The sequence below is a fragment of the Limimaricola hongkongensis DSM 17492 genome, assembly GCF_000600975.2.
Lineage (GTDB): Bacteria > Pseudomonadota > Alphaproteobacteria > Rhodobacterales > Rhodobacteraceae > Limimaricola > Limimaricola hongkongensis.
In genome coordinates, this window is record NZ_KK088650.1 from 505,292 (window position 1) to 522,529 (window position 17,238).

14 protein-coding genes are annotated in these 17,238 nt (G+C 71.0%); 8 read left to right on the forward strand and 6 right to left on the reverse strand.

Annotated elements, in window-relative coordinates:
- The first annotated feature begins 50 nt into the window (after positions 1-50).
- The 5 genes from LOKHON_RS07075 (at position 51) to LOKHON_RS07095 (ending at position 4,397) form a co-directional block, all read left to right on the forward strand.
- Positions 51-1,325: an AI-2E family transporter gene (locus LOKHON_RS07075; protein ID WP_245631439.1), complete on the forward strand. Its 1,275-nt coding sequence runs from the start codon at positions 51-53 to the stop codon at positions 1,323-1,325.
- Positions 1,326-1,414: 89 nt separating this feature from the next.
- Positions 1,415-2,449: an L-glyceraldehyde 3-phosphate reductase gene (gene mgrA / locus LOKHON_RS07080; protein WP_017928919.1), complete on the forward strand. Its 1,035-nt coding sequence runs from the start codon at positions 1,415-1,417 to the stop codon at positions 2,447-2,449.
- A gap of 104 nt (positions 2,450-2,553) precedes the next feature.
- On the forward strand, positions 2,554-3,051 hold the full coding sequence (locus tag LOKHON_RS07085) for an A24 family peptidase (RefSeq protein ID WP_017928920.1): 498 nt from the start codon (positions 2,554-2,556) through the stop codon (positions 3,049-3,051).
- Positions 3,052-3,117: 66 nt separating this feature from the next.
- Positions 3,118-3,696, forward strand: coding sequence for a nitroreductase family protein (locus tag LOKHON_RS07090; protein WP_017928921.1), 579 nt, complete (start codon positions 3,118-3,120; stop codon positions 3,694-3,696).
- Positions 3,693-4,397 carry an EI24 domain-containing protein gene (locus LOKHON_RS07095; protein WP_017928922.1) on the forward strand — a complete coding sequence of 235 codons (705 nt, stop codon included), beginning with the start codon at positions 3,693-3,695 and terminating at the stop codon, positions 4,395-4,397. The genes LOKHON_RS07090 and LOKHON_RS07095 overlap by 4 nt, the downstream gene beginning before the upstream one ends.
- Here the strand turns inward: LOKHON_RS07095 and LOKHON_RS07100 are convergent.
- Both LOKHON_RS07100 and mce read right to left on the reverse strand, forming a co-directional pair.
- Positions 4,387-4,680 carry a DUF1467 family protein gene (locus tag LOKHON_RS07100; protein WP_017928923.1) on the reverse strand — a complete coding sequence of 98 codons (294 nt, stop codon included), beginning with the start codon at positions 4,678-4,680 and terminating at the stop codon, positions 4,387-4,389. The two genes, LOKHON_RS07095 and LOKHON_RS07100, sit on opposite strands and share 11 nt — an antisense overlap.
- A 10-nt stretch (positions 4,681-4,690) precedes the next feature.
- Positions 4,691-5,095, reverse strand: a complete 405-nt coding sequence (mce, locus tag LOKHON_RS07105) for a methylmalonyl-CoA epimerase (protein ID WP_017928924.1) — start codon at positions 5,093-5,095, stop codon at positions 4,691-4,693.
- Positions 5,096-5,249: 154 nt separating this feature from the next.
- Here mce and LOKHON_RS07110 point away from each other — a divergent pair, with 154 nt between their 5' ends.
- Complete coding sequence (locus tag LOKHON_RS07110; protein ID WP_017928925.1) at positions 5,250-5,966, forward strand: response regulator; 717 nt, start codon at positions 5,250-5,252, stop codon at positions 5,964-5,966.
- Between the two features lie 20 nt (positions 5,967-5,986).
- Here the strand turns inward: LOKHON_RS07110 and LOKHON_RS07115 are convergent, their stop codons facing one another.
- The 3 genes from LOKHON_RS07115 to truA form a co-directional block, all read right to left on the reverse strand.
- Positions 5,987-11,245: a translocation/assembly module TamB domain-containing protein gene (locus LOKHON_RS07115; RefSeq protein ID WP_017928926.1), complete on the reverse strand. Its 5,259-nt coding sequence runs from the start codon at positions 11,243-11,245 to the stop codon at positions 5,987-5,989.
- Positions 11,242-13,071 (reverse strand): autotransporter assembly complex protein TamA, encoded by a 1,830-nt coding sequence (locus tag LOKHON_RS07120; RefSeq protein ID WP_017928927.1) that lies wholly within the window; start codon positions 13,069-13,071, stop codon positions 11,242-11,244. The genes LOKHON_RS07115 and LOKHON_RS07120 overlap by 4 nt, the downstream gene beginning before the upstream one ends.
- A 113-nt stretch (positions 13,072-13,184) precedes the next feature.
- Complete coding sequence (gene truA, locus LOKHON_RS07125; protein WP_017928928.1) at positions 13,185-13,958, reverse strand: tRNA pseudouridine(38-40) synthase TruA; 774 nt, start codon at positions 13,956-13,958, stop codon at positions 13,185-13,187.
- Between the two features lie 155 nt (positions 13,959-14,113).
- On the opposite strand from truA, the gene LOKHON_RS07130 reads away from it, so the two are divergent.
- Both LOKHON_RS07130 and LOKHON_RS07135 read left to right on the forward strand, forming a co-directional pair.
- The gene (locus LOKHON_RS07130; protein ID WP_017928929.1) at positions 14,114-15,532 is read left to right on the forward strand and encodes a YcjX family GTP-binding protein; all 1,419 of its coding nucleotides are present in this window, start codon (positions 14,114-14,116) and stop codon (positions 15,530-15,532) included.
- A 10-nt stretch (positions 15,533-15,542) separates the two neighbouring features.
- A complete protein-coding gene (locus tag LOKHON_RS07135; RefSeq protein WP_017928930.1) occupies positions 15,543-16,550 on the forward strand; it encodes a YcjF family protein in 1,008 nt (335 codons plus the stop codon).
- A 30-nt stretch (positions 16,551-16,580) separates the two neighbouring features.
- On the opposite strand, the gene LOKHON_RS07140 is transcribed toward LOKHON_RS07135, so the two are convergent.
- Positions 16,581-16,982, reverse strand: a complete 402-nt coding sequence (locus LOKHON_RS07140; protein WP_017928931.1) for a group III truncated hemoglobin — start codon at positions 16,980-16,982, stop codon at positions 16,581-16,583.
- Between the last annotated feature and the right edge of the window lie 256 nt (positions 16,983-17,238).

Consider the following 17,238-nt stretch of genomic DNA (forward strand, 5'->3'; position numbering starts at 1 on the left):
CCGGCGCCTGCGCGACGACGTTGGGCGGCATTGCGCATGGGGGAGCTGCGGTGGCAATCAGCGAGACGGGCGGCGCGCCGGTGCCCCCCAGGGACAGGTCCGGTGACAGGTCCGGTGACAGGCCCGGCCAAGAGGCCGGAAACGGGGCCGGTGACGGAGACGCGCCGGATGACTGGCAGCACGATCTGACCGAGCAGCGCCTGTCGGAGCTGCGCAAGATCCGGCGGCTGATGCTGTGCTCGTTCCTGCTCGCGGCCTTTACCGCCACCTATTTCGCGCGCGACGTGCTGTTGCCCATCGTTCTGGCGGTGCTGCTGACGCTGACGCTGCGTCCGGTGGTGCGCGGATTGCAGCGGATCGGCATTCCGCCGGGGGTCAGCGCGGTGCTGCTGATGCTGGCGATCGGGCTGGGATTCGCGGTGGCGGGCTATTTCCTGTCGGGACCGATCGGCGAGATGGCGGCGCGGGCGCCGCAGATCGGCACGGAGGTACAGCGAAAGCTGGCGGGGCTGATGGACCGGCTGGCCTCGATCCGCGAGGTCGGCGAACAGGTGACGGAGATGGCCGACGCCGCCGGGGCGACCGGCGAGAAGATGGAGGTGGTGGTCGACCAGTCGGGACCGATCCCCTCGGCGGTGGGCAGCGCCGCCTCGATCGGCTCGACGCTGGTGGCGGCGATGATCCTGACGCTGTTCCTGCTGGCATCGGGCGATTTCTACCACCGCCGCATCGTCGAGGCCTCGCCCAAGCTGCATGACAAGAAGCGCGCCCTGACCATCGTGCGCGACGTGGAGCGGCAGATCTCGCGCTATCTCGGCGCGATCACGGTGATCAATGCCGGGCTGGGCGTGGCGATCGGGATCGCGCTGTGGATCATCGGCCTGCCGATGCCGCATGTCTGGGGCACGCTGGCCTTTTTGTTGAACTTCATGCCCTTCATCGGCGCGATCATCGGCACCGTCGCCGCCGGGGCCTTTGCGCTGGTGAGCTTCGACAGCGTGCCTTACGCGCTTTTGGTGCCGCTGTCCTACTTCACCCTCACCACCATCGAGGGCAATTTCGTCACGCCGATGCTGGTCGGGCGCAGGCTGGAGCTGAACATCGTGTCGGTCTTCGTCACGGTGGCCTTCTGGATCTGGCTGTGGGGCGTGCCGGGTGCGGTGCTGGCGGTGCCGTTTCTCGTGGTGGTCAAGGCGGTCTGCGACCACGTTCCCTCGCTCAAGGCCTTTGGCGGTTTCCTGTCCGGCGACCCGGCGGTGAAGGCTGAGGACCGGGAAGGCGACCCCAAGGACCGAACCGGCAAACCCGCCGCGCGGCACGCCTGAGGCCGGTTTGACAGCGCGCGAAGCCCCGGCCTAGGGTTCGCCGCGATGCCGGGCCCGGAAACGGCCGCGGCCCCAAGGAGATCCGACAGATGAGCTACGTCCCCCACCCAGACCGCTACACGCGGATGGCCTATCGCCGCTGCGGCGCATCCGGGCTCAAGCTGCCCGCCATCAGCCTCGGGATGTGGCACAATTTCGGCGATGACACGCCGCACCAGACCAAGCGCGACATCTGCCGCGCCGCCTTCGATCACGGCATCACGCATTTCGATCTGGCCAACAATTACGGCCCCGAGCCGGGCGCCGCCGAGACCGCCTTCGGCGAGATCCTGAAAACCGATTTCGCAGGCTATCGCGACGAGCTGCTGATTTCGTCCAAGGCGGGCTACGACATGTGGCCGGGACCGCATGGCGAATGGGGCAGCCGCAAGCATCTGATCGCGTCCTGCGACCAGTCGCTCAAGCGGATGGGGCTCGACTATGTCGACATCTTCTACTCCCACCGCTTCGACCCCGAGACCCCGCTCGAGGAAACGATGGGCGCGCTCGATCACATCGTGCGCTCGGGCCGCGCGCTCTATGTCGGCATTTCCTCCTACAACTCGGATCGCACCCGCGCGGCGGCGGCGATTCTCAAGGAGCTCGGCACGCCCTGCGTGATCCACCAGCCGAGCTACAACATGCTCAACCGCTGGGTCGAGCGCGACGGGCTGAAGGACACGCTCGACGATCTCGGCATCGGCTCCATCGCCTTCACGCCACTGGCGCAGGGCATGCTGACGAAGAAGTATCTCGGCGGCATCCCCGAGGACAGCCGCGCCGCGCAGGACAAGTCGCTCTTTCCCTCCATGCTGAGCGAGAAGGCGATCGGCAACATCCGCAAGCTCAATGAAATCGCCGAAAGCCGGGGCCAGACGCTGGCGCAGATGGCGATCGCATGGGTGCTGCGGAATGGCGGCATCACCTCGGCGCTGATCGGCGCCTCGAAGCCGAGCCAGGTGATCGACTGCGCCGGCGCGGTCGGCAATCTCGACTTCACCGCCGACGAGCTGAAGCTGATCGACGATTACGCCGACGAGGAGCAGATCAACCTCTGGGCCCGCTCCTCCGAGACCGACGCCTGAAGGACGGGGCGGGGCGCGATGCCATCATCGCGCCCCGCTCTCGCCCCCGAATCTGCGCGCGGGGCGGGCAGGGTGGCCCCGTGCCCGCGCGACGGGCGCGCCCGATGCCGGAGACCAGCCCGATGCCCGACACCATCCCCGCCGCCATGCCCGGCCTGCCGCTGATCCTCGCCGCGCCGCTCATGGCGGTGATGATCTGGACCGATCTGCGCCACATGCGCATTCCCAACCGGCTGGTGGGGGCGGTGGCGCTGCTCGGTCTCGGCTGCGCCGCCTTCGGTCTTCTGCCCGATCTCGTGCCCCGGCTGATCGCGGGCGGGGCGGTCTTCGTGATCGGGCTTGGTCTCTTTGCCCTCGGCGCGATGGGCGGCGGCGACGTGAAGATGCTGGCGGTGCTGGTGCCGCTTGTCCCGCCCGAGGCGCTGCCCGCCTTCGGGGTGCTGTTGTCGATCACCATGCTGACCGGGGTGCTGCTGTTGTCCGGGGTGCGCCGGATGGCGGGTGGTCCTGAATCGTCATGGGTCAGCCTGCGGGCGCGCGGGCGTTATCCTCTGGGCCTGTCGATCGCGGCGGCGGCGATGATCCTGCCGCTGGGGCTCTGAGCGCCGCCTTTTCCCCGCGCGCGATCTGCGGCAGGAAGGGCGCGACACGCACCGCCCGGAGACGACATGCCCGATCCCAACCCGCAGGCGCTCGACTTCCTGTCGACGCGCCGGTCCCGCCCCGCCAAGACCCTGACCGCGCCCGCCCCCGACCGCGCGGCGCTGCGCCCGCTGCTCACCGCCGCGCTGCGGGTGCCCGATCACGGCAAGCTGGAGCCGTGGCGGCTCATCGTGCTCGAAAAGCCGGCGCTGGAGCGGCTCGCCGCGCTCATCCCCGCGCGCGCCGAGGCGCTGGGCATCGATCCGTCCAAGCGCGACAAGGCCGTGGCGCAATACCGCGACGCCGATCTCGTGGTGGCGGTGGTCTCGGCGCCCAAGCCGTCCGAGAAGGTGCCGCAGGTCGAGCAGCTCCACTCCGCCGCCTGCGTCTGCCTGTCGCTTCTGAACGCGGCGCTGGCGGCGGGCTGGGGCGCGAACTGGCTGTCGGGCTGGGCCAGCCATGACGCGGTGTTCTGCCGCGAGGGGCTGGGGCTGGGCGAGGGCGAAAGCATCGCCGGGCTGATCCATATCGGTACCGAGACCGTGCCCGCGCCGGAACGCCCGCGCCCGGATGTCGAGGCGCTGACCGAATGGCGCGAGGCATGATCCTCACCGATTTCGCCCGCGCGCTGGCGCAGATGGTCGACCCGCGGTTCCGCCGGGTGCTCTGGCTTGGCATCGCCTTGTCGGCGGGGCTTCTGGTGGCGCTTTACGCAGGGCTACTGGGGCTGGTCGGGCTGTTCGCGCCCGACAGCGTGACGCTGCCGCTGATCGGCGAAGTGGCGTGGGTCGACGACGCGCTGGGCTGGGGCTCGCTCTTGCTGATGCTCGCGCTGTCGGTGTTCCTGATGCTGCCGGTGGCCTCGATGATGAGCGGCTTCTTCCTCGAGGAGGTGGCCGACGCGGTCGAGGCGAAGCATTACCCCGGCCTGCCGCCCGCGCGTGCCGTGCCGCTCGCGGATCAGGTCCGCGACACGGTGGCGTTCCTCGCGGTTCTGGTGCTCGTGAACGTCGCGGCTTTCGCCGCGAGCCTCGCCTTTCCGCCCGCCGCGCCGTTCTTGTTCTACGGGGTGAATGGCTGGCTGCTGGGGCGCGAGTATTTCCAGGTCGCGGCGATGCGCCGCGAGGGCCGGACCGGCGCGCGCATGATGCGCAAGCGGCATCCGCTCAGGATCTGGGGCGCGGGCTGCCTGATGGCGGTGCCGCTGACGGTGCCGGTGGTGAACCTGCTGGTGCCGGTGCTGGGGGCGGCGACCTTCACCCACCTGTATCACCGGCTGGCGCGGCGGCGGGCCGCTACTCGCTGACCAGCGGGCCGTTGGCGGGGGCCATGCGGTCGAACACGTCGATGTCGCGCACCGTGACCCCGCCCCACAGGATGAAGGCCGACAGCGCGGCCCAGATCGGCACCGCCCAGAGCGTGGTGAGCCGGGCCTTGCGGCCGATGCGGAAATCGGCGGGCGCCGAGGCATGGGTGCCGGGCACGGTTTCGCCCGCGTCGCCCTGGGTGACGAGCCGGAGCGGCAGCACGACGAAGAACACCATGAACCATGTCACGGCAAAGAGCACGAAGGCGGCGGTGATGGTCATGGGCGTCTCCTCAGACCTGTTCGATCTCGATCAGGCAGCCGTCGAAATCCTTGGGGTGCAGGAACAGCACCGGTTTGCCATGCGCGCCGGTTTTCGGCGTGCCATCGCCCAGCACCCGCGCGCCCGATGCCACGAGACGGTCGCGCGCGGCGGCGATGTCGTCCACCTCGTAGCAGACGTGGTGCATCCCGCCAGAGGGCGATTTCGCGAGAAACCCCGCGACGGGCGAGCCGTCGTCCAGCGGCTCCATCAGCTCGATCTTGGTGTTGGGCAGCTCCACGAAGACGACCCGGACGCCGTGATCGGGCAGCGCCTGCGGCGCGCTGACCGTGGCGCCGAGCGGGCCGGAATAGCGCGCGGCGGCGGCGTCGAGGTCGGGCACGACGATGGCGACATGGTTGAGACGTCCGATCATCCGGGGGCTCCTGCTTGCATGGCGGGGATATGGCGGCTCGGGCCGGGCGGCGCAACCGCGCGGATCGTCGCGGCTTAAGACGGGATTCACCATGTCGGGCCAAGCTGGGTCGCGCAGGGCCGGTCCGGCCCGCGCATTCGAAAGGAAGGCTGCCATGCCCGTCAACATGACCTTTCCCGGTCTTCGCGCTCCGAGCGCCGACCGTCCGCTTCTCGGATTGACCGTGCTGCTGGTCGAGGACAGCCGCTTTGCCTGCGAGGCGATGCGCCTGTTATGCCTGCGTTCGGGCGCGCGCATCCGCCGCGCCGACAGCCTGCACAACGCCCGGCGCCACCTGCGGGTCTATCGCCCCGACGCGGTGATCGTCGATCTCGGCCTGCCCGACGGCTCGGGAATCGAGCTGATCGTGGAGCTGGCGCAGGCCACGCCGCGCATCGACATGCTGCTCGCCATTTCCGGCGAGCCGGAGGGGGAGGGCCCCGCGCTGGCGGCGGGGGCCGACGGGTTTCTGGCCAAGCCGATCGCCCGTCTGGTGGAGTTCCAGCAGGCATTGCTCGCGCATATGCCGGCCGAGCGCCGCCCCGGCGGACCGCGCCCGCTCTCCGAGGAGGTGGTGGTGCCCGACCCGGTGGCGCTGCGCGACGATCTCACGCTCGCCGCGCAGCTGATCCGGGGCGGCTGGCCCGCCGAATGCGACGTGGCCTATGTGGCGCAGTTTCTGGGCGGCGTGGCGCGCAGCGCCGGTGACGCGCGGCTCGGCGCGGCGGCCGAGGCGCTGGCGGCGGCGCGCAGCAGCGGCGCGGCGGGGCCGGCGCTCGACCGGCTCGCGGCGCTGGTCGAGGACCGGCTTGCGGCGCCGGCCCCGATCTGAGCGCGACCCGGTGCCGCGTTCTAGTAATCGCGCTCGAAGAACACGCCGAGCGAGGTTTCGCCATCGCTCGACACCCGGCCCTGGGCCTTGATGTCGTCGGTCACGTCGAGGTTGAGGTTGATGGATGTCTGGTCGGTGCCGACGGTGACGTCGGTATAGATGTTCTCCGACAGGTACTTGCCCGCGCGCAGGGCGGCATTGCCTTCGTCGTCGGTGGTGATGTCGAGATCGTCGAGCCCGGTGCCCGCGCGGAAATCGTCGATCAGACCGCCGCCGCCGCGCCCCGCGAGCGTGCCCACCGCCGCGGCGAGCTGCACCGCCTGCAGCGGCGAGATCGAGGACAGGTCGCGCCCGAAGATCAGCTGCGACAGCACCTCGTCCTGCGGCAGGTCCGGGGTCGATTCGAACCGCACCTCGGGCGCGCTGGCCGGACCTTCGATGATGATCCGCACCCGGGTGCCGGTCGCGGTTTCCGTGGTGGCCACCAGCCGGATGAAGGGGCTGAAATCGCCCTGAAGAAAGGCGCCGCCCTCATCCAGCTCGAAGCGCTGCTGCAGGATGTCGAGACGGCCCCGGATCAGCTCGAACTCGCCCACCGGGATCACCTGGTTGGTGCTGCCGCCGATCTCCAGCTCGCCGCCCAGCTCGGCGTCGAGCCCGCGCCCGCGGATGAAGATGCGCGACGGCGCGCGGATCGTCACGTCGAGCCCGTAGCCCGGACCCGAGGGGCCCTGCGTCTCGGCCGCCGCCGCGCCGATATCGACGCCCGCGATGGTGAGCCCGGCGCGCGCCAGCGTGCGCTGCACCGCCTGCGGGGCGTTGACATGGCGCACCTGTGGCAGGTCACCCAGCGCGCCGATGCCCGAGGAGGGCACCTGGATCTCGGTCGGGCCAAGCTCGACCAGCCCCGCGATCAGCGCGCCGCCCGCAAGCGGACCCGTGACGCTGAGCCGCCCGTCGGCGGTGGTCTCGTAAAGCTCGGGGTCGCGCAGTTCGAGATCGTCGAGCGCGATGACGAGATCGGCGTCGAACCCGCCGGTGAGCGCGACCGGGCCGGAGACCGAAAGCCGCCCGCCTTTTTCGAGCGCCGCAGAAAGCGCGAGATCGGCGCGGTTGCCCGACAGGGCGATGGTGGTGTCGATGTCCTGCACCGTCAGCCCCACGGTCGGCACCGCCAGCTGGGCGTCGGCGGTGGAGATCGTGCCGGTGAGCGAGGAGAGCGCGGGCGGGCCGTCGAGGCGCAGGTCGAAGCGGGCGGTGCCGTCGAGACGGCGCGGCGCGATCAGGTCGTTGACCAGCCCGAGCTGCGCCTGCCCGGTGACGCCGAGATCAAGCGTGCCGTTCGACAGGTAGCGCCCTGCGACATCGGCGCTGGTGCCGCCCGGACCGGTGGCCGTGACATCGAGATCGAGATCGCCCGCGGCGTTGCGCGCGGCGGTGCCGGTGGCGGTGACCGGGCCGGTGAAGTCGGGCGTGAAGATCCCGATATCGTTCAGCCGCGCCGTGAAGCTGGCGCTCTGGTCGCTGCCGGTGCCGGTGGCGTCGGCCTGCACCGAAAAGGCGGGAAAGCGAATGTCGAGATCGCGCACCGCGATCTCGCCCGGCGCGTCGCGGCTGAGCCGTGCGTCGATCGTGCCGCTGCCGTCGAGAAGCCGCGACGCCGCCTCGACGCCGATGTCGAGATCGGAGGCCCGGCCATCGACGGTCACGTCGAAGGCCGACAGGTCCGGCATCAGCGTGCCCGCCGCGTCGAGATCGACGCTGCCGCCAAGCGGGCGGCCCGCGAGCTGCGAGAACGGCGCGAGAGAGGCTATGTCGGCGCCGAGCCGCGCGGTGATCTCGCGGCCCCGGGCCTCGGGCGCGACCCGCCCGGTGGCGGCGATGTCGGTGCCCTGCGCGGTGCCGGTCACCTCGAAATCGATGCCGCCCTGCGCGTCGCCGGAGGCCGTGGCCGCGACGGTGGCGGGGCCCGACAGGCCCGGCGCGAAGGGCGCGATCTCGGCCAGGCGGATGTCGAAATCGCCGGTGGGCAGGCCGTCCGTGACAGTGGCGTTGCCGCTGGCGCGGATCTGCGGGTTCGACAGCTCGAAGCGGGGCAGGGCGAAATCCTGCGGGCCGGAGCGGATCGTTCGGGCATCGAGCACCGTCTCGCCCACGAGCAGCGGGTCGAGCTGGTCGATGCCGGTGGTGACGTCGGTGGCGGTGCCGTCGAGCGTCACCTCGAAGCGCGACAGGTCGGCGCTCGCGGTGCCGGAGGTCGAAAGATCGACCGCGCCGGAGAGCGGACGGCCCGCCAGCGTGCCGACCGGGGCGAGATCATCGATGTCGAGGTCGAGGTCGAAATCGCCCGACCCGTTCTCGATCATGGCCGCGCCGGTGACGTCCAGCCCCTGCGCGGTCACGCGCAGGTTCTCGACCATGAAATCCTCGGGACCGCTGCGCACGGCGTGGCCCGACAGGCTCAGCGTGCCGCCGAACAGCGCATCGGCCGCGTCCTCGCCGGTGGCGAGATCGGTGGCGCGCCCGTCGAGTGTCACGTCGAAGCTGGAGGCATCGAGCGCGGCGGAGCCGCTGGCCGAGAGCCGCGCCTCGCCCGCGAGCGGGCGGTCCACCGCCTCGCCCACCGCGGACAGGTCGCGCGCGTCGAGGTCGAGGTCGAACTCGGCCAGCCCCTCGATCACCTCCGCGCGGCCCGTCGCCGCGATGGCGGGGCCGTCGAGCACGAGATCCTCGACCGAGAAGCTTTCGGCACCGCTACGGGTCGCCCGGCCCGACAGCGCGACCCGGCCCCGCAACAGCGGGTCGGCCTGGTCGATGCCGGTGACGAGATCGGTGGCGGTGGCGTCGATGGTGATGTCGGCTTGGCTCAGATCGGTCTGCATCCGGCCCGAGGCCGAAAGGTCGATCGCACCGGAAAGCGGCCTGTCCACCGCTTCGCCCACCGGGCCGAGATCGGCGGCGGTGGCGTCGATGTCGAAGATCGCGGTGGTGCCGTTGAGCTCGGCCCGCCCGGTGGCGGTCAGGCTCTGCGAGGTCAGGTCGAAATTCTCGACGCGGAAGCTTTCGGGGCCCGACCGCACCGCCCGGCCCGACAGCGCCGCCTGTCCGCGCAGCAGCGGATCGGCCTGCGTCACGCCGGTGACGAGATCGGTGGTCGCGGCGTCGATCACCAGGTCGAAGGTCGAGGCGTCGGATGCGAGCGTGCCCCTGGCCGAGAAATCCGCGGCACCCGACAACTCGCGGCCCGCGATGGTCGAGAAGGGCGCGACGTCGCGCAGATCGGCGGTCATGTCGAGCGTGACCTGTCCGCCATCTTCCTCGGCGGCCTGCGTCGCGTCGATCACGGCGCGGCCATTGGGCAGGGTCGCGACCACGTCGGCGGTGGTGACGCCAGCCGCATCGCGCGAGGCGGTGCCGGTGAGGCTGGCCGGCCCGGTGACGCCGTCGAGCGCAAAGCCCGCATTCTCGACCGAGATGTCGAATTCGGCGGCGCTTGCGCCCGAGGTGATGTCGGCCTGCGCGGTCGCGGTCATTTCGGGCGTGGCGATGCGCAGATCGTCGATCCGGGTGCCGGTTTCGTCGCGCGCGGCACGCAGCGCGATCTCGCCTGCGCCGCCGATATAGGGATCGAGCGGTTCGATCCCGAGCGCGAGATCCTGCGTGCCGCCCGACAGCGTCACGTCGAAGATGCCGTCGAGCGGGCGGATCGTGCTGTCGATGTCGAGATCGGCGGCGCCCGCGAGATCGAGACCGGTCAGCCCCGAGAAGCGCTCCAGCCGCTCGGCTTCGAGGCTGAGCGTCGTCTCCGTCTCGAAGCCGTTCTCGGCACCCGCGACCGTGCCCTTGGCGTCGAGCGCGATGCCCGGCCCGTCGAGCGTGACGCGGTCGATCATGACCGGCCCGTCGCCATCGCGCTCGAGCACGATCTCGCCCGCGATCTGCTGGCCCAGCGCCTCGGCCAGATCGGCATCGTCGAATTGCAGCCCGCGCGCGGTGTAATCCACATCGGCGGTGAACAGGCTCGGCGCGGCGTCGGTCGCGCCGACGATCACGCCGCCGCCCTGCACGGTGAATTGCGGGATGGTCAGGCCGGGGCGGGCGAAATCCCGCGCGGTGAGGTCGATCACCCATTGGTCGCCGGTGCTGGCGTCGAATTGCAGCGCAAGTTCCGCGCCGCCGATCCGCGTCTCGCCGCCCGCGACGGGCAGGGTGACGGGGCCGCCATCCGCGCCGCCGACCCGGCCCGAGAGGTCGAAGCGTTCGGGCCAGCCATCGGCCCCGATCCGGGCCGAACCGTCGAGTTCGAGCGCTTGCGCGGAGATCGACAGCCGCGACAGCGCCAGCGCGCCGTCCGGCCCGCGCGATCCCGTCACGCCGAGCGTGACATCGGGGCCGAAGAACCCGGCGTAATCGGGCGCGACGAGCGGCGTGACGTCGCCATCGACATCGAGCGAGAACCGCAGCGGCGCGGGGCCGTTTTCGGGGGCTTCGCCACGGTCGAGCGCGAAGTCGCCGCTGATGCGCGGCGCGCCGTCCGTGGCCAGCGAGATCGCGGCGTCGAAATCGTCGACCGGCCCCGCGCCTTCGACCTTGAGCGCGACCGAAGGCCGGCCCGGCAGGTCCAGAAGCCGCGCGGCGATGCCGTTCTCGGCCTCGTCGAGCGCCAGCGTCAGGTCGAGCTGGCGGCTGTCGTTGGAATAGCTGCCCGACAGCTCGAAACGGCCGGTCCGCTCGCCCAGACGCTCGGCGGTGAGCTGCGCTTCGCCTTCGCCGTCCGCGAGCTGCGCGGAGCCCTGCACGGTGAGCGTGATCTCCTCGTCGAGAAAAGCCTCGCCGAGGATCAGCTGGTCGATGGCCAGCTCGTCGAGCCGGATCGAAACCGGCAATTCGGGCAAGGAAAAGGGCGAGGCTTCGGCGGCGGGCGGCTCGCCCGGCCCGGCGATCGGCGGGCGGCTGAGCTCGATCAGCTCGGCCGACAGCTCCTCGACATCGAGCCTGCCGCGCAGGAGCGCCGAGCGGTTCCAGTCGAGCACGAGGTTCTCGGCCCTGAGCCAGACACCCTCTTCGTCGGCGATGGTCATCACCTCGATCGAGGCCGAGGAGGACAGCGCGCCCTGGAACCCGGTGATGATCACCTCGCGGCCCGCGCCCGACAGGTTGTCCTCGATCAGCCCGGTGAGAAAGCCGCGATCGCGATCGGCCTGCTCCTGCTGCGCGGGCAGCATGGTCGGCGCGACGGTGGCAATGGAGATCGCGGCGGCGCGGGAAAGCTGTTTCAAAACGACTGTCCTATTCCGATGTAGATCTGGACGCTCTCATAGGCGCCGTCTCCGGTGACGGGGGTGGCGACGTCGAGCCGCACCGGCCCGATCGGCGTGGCGTAGCGGATGCCCGCCCCGGCCCCGGCCTGGAAATCGCCCTCGCCGTCGGGCAGGGCGTCGGCCTCGACATAGCCGATGTCGTAAAAGCCCACGGCGCCGAACTTGTCGGTGACGCCGAACCGGGCCTCGAGCTGCGCCCCGGCAAAGCTCTTGCCGCCGGAGCGGACCTCGACCGGGCCGTCGCCGAAATCGCGGGTATAGGTGACGCCGAGCGACTGGTAGTCATGGCCGCGCACGGTGCCGCCGCCGCCCGAGTAGAACAGGTAGTCGGCGGGGGTGGAGGCGATGCTCGATCCGAGCACGGAGCCGAGCTGGCCGCGCGCGGCCAGCGTCAGCCGCTCCGTCTCGCCGAAGCTGCGATAGGCGCGGGTGTCGACATAGAGCCGGGCGCCGCTGTCGCTGCCGGTCACGCCGAGAAAGGGCGTCAGCTCGGCATCGATGAAATAGCCGTTCTTGGCATCGAGCGACACGTCGCGCCGGTCGAGCGTGGCATCGAGCGGCAGCGTCAGAAGCGTGTAGTCGCGCACCCGCGCATCGGTTTCCTCGCGCGCGGTGAGAAAACCGACCGCGGCGGAATAGGTCAGCGTCTCGTTGACATAGCGCGACAGGCCGATCTCGGCGCTGAGCTGGTCGAGCTGGTAGTCGATCTCGTTCTCGTGGCGCAGCTCGGCCTCGGCGAAGAGGTCGACATCGGCGCGCAAGGTGGCGGGGCGGTTGAAGTTCGTCCCGAGCCGGTAATCGGCGCCGCCCGACCCGGTGACGCCGGGCACCTCGCCCTCGATCCCCGAGATCTCGCCCTCGACGCGCAGCCGTTCGGCCCCGCCCAGAAGGTTGCGGTGCAGCCAGAAGGCCGACAGCCCGAGCCCCTCGACGGTCGAGATCTCGGCGCCGAAGCCGATCCGGCGGGGCAGGGCTTCGGACACGCCCAGCTCGAAGGGCAGCGTGTCGTCCGGGCCGATCTCGTCGCTTTCGATGAAGGCGACCGAATCGAAGGCGCCGGTGCGGCGCAGCCGGGTGGCGGCGAAATCGAGCGCCTCGGGGTCGTAGACCCGGCCCACCGGCAGATCGGCGATGGCGCGGATGCGGCTTTCTCGCACGTCCTCGTTGCCGGTGATGCTGAGCGCGCCAAAGCGCAGCCGCGGCCCCGGCGCGAGGGTGACGGCGGCGGCGAGCCGTTCGGAGGCGTGGTCGGCGACGATCTCCTGCCCGGCGACGTCGGCCTTGGCAAAGCCGACATCCCGCCAGGCCTCGACGCCCGCGCGGGCGGCGGCGCGCACCTCTTCGGCGCGCGCGGTTTCGCCGGGGGCGAAGCTTTCGGGCAATTCGGTGTCGGGGGCCAGCGGCGCGATCTCGGTGCGCCCGAAGGTGAATCGCGGCCCCTGGTTCACCCGGATCGCGATGTCGTCGATGCGCGCGGGCGCGTCGAGCGGCGCGAGGTTTGCCGCCTCCTGCCCGTTGACCAGGATCGAGATGGTGCCGCCGTAATAGCCTTCGGAGTAGAGCCCGGTCAGCAGGCGGCGGTAATCGGCGCGGGCGGCGGCGACATAGTCCTGCGGTGTCGGGGCCGCGTCGTCCTTGAGCGCGACCAGCAAGGAGGAGTTCTCCAGCACGCTTTCGAGATCATCATTCGCGACGTCGATTTCGAAGCGGACATCCTGCCCCAATGCCGCGGAGGTGGACAGGGCAAGAACCGACAGACCGGTCAACACGGCGATATGGCGCAACTTCGATGTCCTCCCGGCGAACCGCTCTTGTTCATGGCGCGGTCTGGGCCGGGCCTTGGCCCCATTGCTATCCTATCGGGACAAGGAGGCAACAGCCCGTTCCCGCTCCGCGGTCAATTGTGATCGAACGGATCGGGGTCGTATCCCACCCCCGCGAGGTAGAGCCCGTGCGGCGGGCAGACCGGCCCGCAGGCGGCACGCGAGCGCGCTTCGAGCGCCGCCGTCACGTCATCGGGCGTCCATGCGCCTGCGCCGACCCGCTCCAGCGTGCCGACGAAGCTGCGGACCTGGTTGTGCAGGAAGGCGCGCGCTTTCACGTGAAACCGGATCTCCGGGCCCGAAAGGCCGGTCACCGCCTCCACGTCGAGCCGATCAAGCGTGCGCAGCGGCGAACTCGCCTGGCAGATCGAGGAGCGGAAGGTGGTGAAATCGTGCCGCCCGATCAGCCGGTCGGCCCCCGCCTGCATCGCGGCCACGTCGAGCGGATGCGGCACCTGCCACGCCAGCCCCTTGTCATGGGTCAGCGGCGCGCGCCGCATCACGAGACGAAACAGGTATTGCCGCCAGGTGGCGGAAAACCGGGCGTGGAAGTCATCCGCGACCCGCGCGCAGGCGGTGATCGCCACCGGTTCGGGCTTGAGATGGAAATTCAGCGCCTCGGACAGCCGGAACGGATCCCAGTCCTTGTCCATGTCGCAATGCGCGACCTGCACGGTCGCGTGCACCCCGGCATCGGTGCGCCCGGCGGCGGCGATGGTGTGCGCGCGCCGCTCCAGCCGCCCGAGAGCGGCCTCGATCGCGCCCTGCACGGAGGGGTGTTCGGACTGGCGCTGCCAGCCGGAGAAGGGCGCGCCGTGATATTCGACCTTGAGAGCATAGCGGGGCATGGCGCTGCGGGTAGCGCCGGGCCGGGCGCTTGGCAAGCGCGCGCGCCCTTTCACCATTCTCCAAATACGCAAATCCGGCGATGCCCCCGGCGCGCCCCTGTCCAATCCGGGTGCGCATGCCTATCTTGCCGCCCAGACGGGCAGGGAGCAGCGCATTGGTCATCGGGACGATCACGGAGGGCATCACGCGCGGCGTCGAGGGGGTGACGGACCGTCTGTCCGCGCCCTTCGGCGATCCGGTGATCCGGCTTGGCGTGACGGGCCTGTCGCGCGCCGGCAAGACGGTGTTCATCACCTCGCTGGTCGCCAATCTGATGGATCGCGGGCGGATGCCGCAATTCGCCGCCCAGAGCCGCATCCTCGGCGCGGTGCTGCAGCCGCAGCCCGACGACACGGTGGCGCGGTTCGACTACGAGGGTCATCTCGCGCAGCTTTTGTCGCCCGAGCCGCGCTGGCCCGAGGGCACGCGCCGCGCCAGCGCGCTGCGGCTGTCGCTGCGGGTGCAGCAGGGCGGGCTGTTGGCCGGGATGCAGGGGCCGCGGACCGTGCATCTCGACATCGTCGATTATCCCGGTGAATGGCTGCTCGATCTCGGCCTGATCGAAAAGGATCATGCCGACTGGGCGCAGGAGGCGCTGGCGCGGGTCGCGCGGCGGGCGGCCAGCATCCCCGAGGCGGCGGCGTTCCACGAGATGGTCGGGGCCACCGACCCGGACGCCCCTCTGGAGGAGCCGCGCGCCAAGGCGCTGGCGCAGGGCTTCACCGCCTATCTCAACGCCGCGCGCGAGGCGGGTTATTCGGACTGCACGCCGGGGCGGTTCCTGCTGCCCGGCGATCTCGAAGGCTCTCCCGTGCTGACCTTCGCGCCGCTGCCCGGCGGCGCGGCGCCCAAGGGCAGCCTGGGCCGCGAAATGGCGCGGCGCTATGAGGCCTACAAGCGCGAGGTGGTCAAACCCTTCTTTCGCGATCATTTCGCCCGGATCGACCGGCAGGTGGTGCTGGTCGACGTGCTGTCGGCGATCCATGCCGGGCCGCAGGCGGTCGAGGATCTGCGCGCCGCGATGGCCGACATCCTGCGCGCGTTCCGCCCCGGCCGGAACGCGTTCCTGAGCCGGATCCTCCAGGGCCGCCGCATCGACCGCATCCTGTTCGCCGCGACCAAGGCCGATCATCTGCACCACACCGAGCACGCCAAGCTCGCCGCGATCACGCAGGCGCTGTTGCGCGATGCGCGCGACCGGGCCGATTTCGCCGGGGCCAAGACGCAGGCGATGTCGATCGCGGCGCTGCGCACGACCGTGGAGGACCGGATCAGTCATAATGGCGAAGAGATCGACGTGGTGCGCGGCAAGCTTCTGGACACCGGGCGGCAGGCGGCGCTGCATGCCGGCGCGCTGCCCGAGGATCCCTCGCAGCTTCTGGCGCCTGCGCGGGCCGGGGCGGAGGCGTGGCTCGACGGCGATTATTCGGTGATGAACTTCGCGCCCGCGCGGCTGAGCCTGAAGCCCGGCGAGGGGCCGCCGCATATCCGGCTCGACCGGGCGGCGGAGTTCCTCTTGGGCGACCGGATTTGAGGAGGCGGTCATGAGCGACGAGAAACGGCGCGGCCCGGTGATGATCGACCTCGAGGAGCAGGCGCCCGAGGTCACGCCCGCCACCGCCCCGCCGGTGCCCGAGCCCGGCCTGCCGCAAGGCGCCGCGATGCAGCGCGTGGCGGTGATGGCGGCGCGGCCCCGTTCGAAGCTGGCGCGCTGGTTCTTTGCGGCGCTGGGCGCGCTGGTCGGCTTCATGTTGTCGGTCGCGGCGTGGGACTGGGTCACCGGGCTGCTGGCCGCGAACCCGGTCCTGGGCCTCGTCGCCAGCGTGTTGCTGGCGCTGGTGCTGGGGCTCTTGCTGGCGATCGCGGTCAAGGAGGCGTGGGCGTTCCGCAGGCTGGCGCGGCTCGATCACATCCAGAAAGACGCGGCGGCGGCGCTGGGCGCGCAGGATCTCGGGCTGGCGAAATCGGTCTCGGCGCAGATGGTGACGCTTTATGCCGGGCGCGACGAGCTGGCGCCGGGGCTTGCGCAGGTCGAGGCGCGCACGGCGGAGATGTTCGATGCCGACGGCGTGCTCGGCCTGGCCGAGCGCGCGCTTCTGGCGCCGCTCGACGCGATGGCGCTGCGCGAGGTCGAGGCGGCGGCGCGGCAGGTGGCGACGGTGACGGCGGTGGTGCCGCTGGCGCTGGCGGATGTGACGGCGGCGCTGACCTCGAACTTGCGGATGATCCGCCGCGTGGCCGAGATCTATGGCGGCCGTTCCGGCACGCTCGGGGCGTGGCGGCTGACGCGCTCCGTGCTGACGCATCTGGTGGCGACGGGGGCGGTGGCCGTGGGCGACGACCTGGTCGGTTCGGTCGCGGGCGGCGGTGTGTTGAGCCGGGTGTCGCGGCGGTTCGGCGAAGGGGTGGTCAACGGCGCGCTGACCGCGCGGGTCGGCGTGGCGGCGATCGAGGTCTGCCGCCCGTTGCCGTTCCGCAGCCTGCCGCGCCCCGGCGTCACCGGTCTCGTGCGGCGGGCGCTGACCGGGCTGTTCGGCGCGCGGGACGGCTGACCGGGCAGGGGGGCTGAACTTTAGCGCAGCTCAGAGCAGCTTGGGGATTCCGCCGGGCAGGGTTTCGCGTTCGGTCACGCCCGCGCGCAGGGTGCGGCCGATGCGATGCGCGAGCGCCGACCACGCGGCGGCGGTTTCGGGCGGCAGCTCCTCGCGCAGGGTCATGTCGAACAGCGCCAGCCACGGCGCGAACATGCCGGGCCGTACGTCGCGCGCGTCGCGGTGCAGCCTGACCGGGCTGCCGCGATAGCCGGGCCGCCCGAGGATCGCGCTTTCCCAGAAGGCCGCGATGCGCGCCTCGTGCGCGGGCCAGTCGGTGACGTGGGCGGCAAAGACCGGCCCGAGACCGGGATGGGCGCGGATGCGTTCATAGAACCGCGCCACGACGCGGGCGATCTGTTCGGGGCTGACCTCGATGCGGGGCTCTGGCATGGCGGGATCCTTTCGCCTTCCAGATAGGCCGGCGGGGCGGCGGGCGAAACCGGCGAGGCGGTATATTCGAAGAACAAAACCGGTGGGTGCGGCGGCGCTTTACCCGCCGCCGCGCCGCGCCTATAAGCGGCGCCATGCAGGCCCTTCGCGCCCATATCAAGCGAATTACCGGCCCGGCGCTCTGAGGATCAGGGCCGCCGGGACAAGGCGCATGAGCCCACGCCGCGCCGCCCTTTCACGAGACATTCCGACACGA